This window comes from Streptomyces ipomoeae 91-03 (genome assembly GCF_000317595.1).
Lineage (GTDB): Bacteria > Actinomycetota > Actinomycetes > Streptomycetales > Streptomycetaceae > Streptomyces > Streptomyces ipomoeae.
The window spans coordinates 1-1,309 of the sequence record NZ_AEJC01000449.1 but is presented as its reverse complement, the minus strand read 5'-3'; the positions used below and the strand labels follow the sequence as shown (position 1 = coordinate 1,309).

Annotated in this window: 2 protein-coding genes; both read left to right on the top strand. The window is 69.6% G+C overall.

All coding sequences use genetic code 11. The features are described from left to right. The first annotated feature begins 41 nt into the window (after positions 1-41). Positions 42-848: an MBL fold metallo-hydrolase gene (locus STRIP9103_RS29700; RefSeq protein ID WP_009326576.1), complete on the top strand. Its 807-nt coding sequence runs from the start codon at positions 42-44 to the stop codon at positions 846-848. Between the two features lie 5 nt (positions 849-853). Then, on the top strand, positions 854-1,282 hold the full coding sequence (locus STRIP9103_RS29695) for a nuclear transport factor 2 family protein (RefSeq protein ID WP_048821226.1): 429 nt from the start codon (positions 854-856) through the stop codon (positions 1,280-1,282). Positions 1,283-1,309 lie beyond the last annotated feature (27 nt).

The following is a 1,309-nucleotide window of genomic DNA, read 5'->3' as shown; positions in this document are numbered from 1 at the left end:
ACCACCCCACTCCCCCATCACCCCAACCCTGAGGAGCACTCATGAGCACGCTCTCCTTCAAGATCCTGGACCTGGACTTCCCCGTCGGCAGCAAGAACAAGACCGCCACCCTCGTCACCGGCAACAGCGAGGCCCTGCTGGTCGACGCCGGCTTCACCCGGGCCGACGGTCATCGGCTGGCCGCCGAGGTCCTCGACTCCGGCAAGAAGCTGACCACCGTCTTCATCAGCCACGGCGACCCGGACTTCTACTTCGGCGCCGAAGTGCTGGCCGACGCCTTCCCCGACGCCAAGTTCGTCGCCACCGAGCACGTCATCGAGCACATCCAGCACTCCTACGAGGGCAAGCTCAAGGCCTGGGAGGCGCTGGGCCCCAACCTGCCCACCCGCCTGGTCGACATCGAGCCCCTGACCGGCGACCTCACCCTGGAGGGCCACCGCTTCGAGCTCAAGGGCGGCCCCACCAGGCTTCCCGACCGCCACTACCTGTGGCAGGCCGAGCAGCGCGCGATCCTCGGCGGTGTGCTGCTGTTCCAGCAGGAGCACGTCTGGGTCGCCGACACCCCCGACCCCGAGGACCGTTCGGCCTGGATCGAGCTGCTGGACGAGATGGCCGCCCTCGACCCGCAGCTGGTCGTCCCCGGCCACCGTCTGCCCGACGCCCCCGCCGACGCCTCCGCCATCACCGCCACCCGCGACTACCTGGTCGCCTTCGAGGAGGAGCTGGCCAAGGCCGCCGACGGTGCCGCACTGACCGAGGCGCTGGTCCAGCGCCACCCGGCCAACGGTATGCGGATCGCCGCCCAGATCGGCGCCAAGGTCGCCAAGGGCGAGATGAAGTGGGGCTGACGGCCATGACGTATCAGGACACCGACTTCACCACGTCCTCCGCCCCCGCCGACGTCGTACGCCGCCAGCACCTCGCCTCGGCCACCGGCGACCTGGAGGCACTGCGCGCCACCCTCGCCCCCGACGTGGAGTGGACCGAGATGGCCGGCTTCCCGCTCGCCGGTACCTACCGCACCCCTGACGGCGTCACCTCCAGCGTGATGGCGCAGCTCGCCAAGGAGTGGGACGACTGGGTCGTCCACGACGACACCTACGTCGTCGACGGCGAGAACGTCGTCGTCCTCGCCCGCTACACCGCCACCAACAAGGCCACGGGAAAGCGGATGGACGTCCGCGTCGCGCACCACTTCGTCGTACGCGGCGGGCTGATCGTCCGCTTCGAACAGTTCGTGGACACCGCCAAGGTACGTGACGCCATGTCCCCCGACGCGTGACCGGGACGGCTCAGCCGTTCCTGGTCG

What these genes read in the sequence shown, in the direction of transcription:
- STRIP9103_RS29695 (WP_048821226.1), top strand. Translation starts at nt 854, where the DNA reads ATGACGTATCAGGACACCGACTTCACCACGTCCTCCGCCCCCGCCGAC.
- STRIP9103_RS29700 (WP_009326576.1), top strand. Translation starts at nt 42, where the DNA reads ATGAGCACGCTCTCCTTCAAGATCCTGGACCTGGACTTCCCCGTCGGC.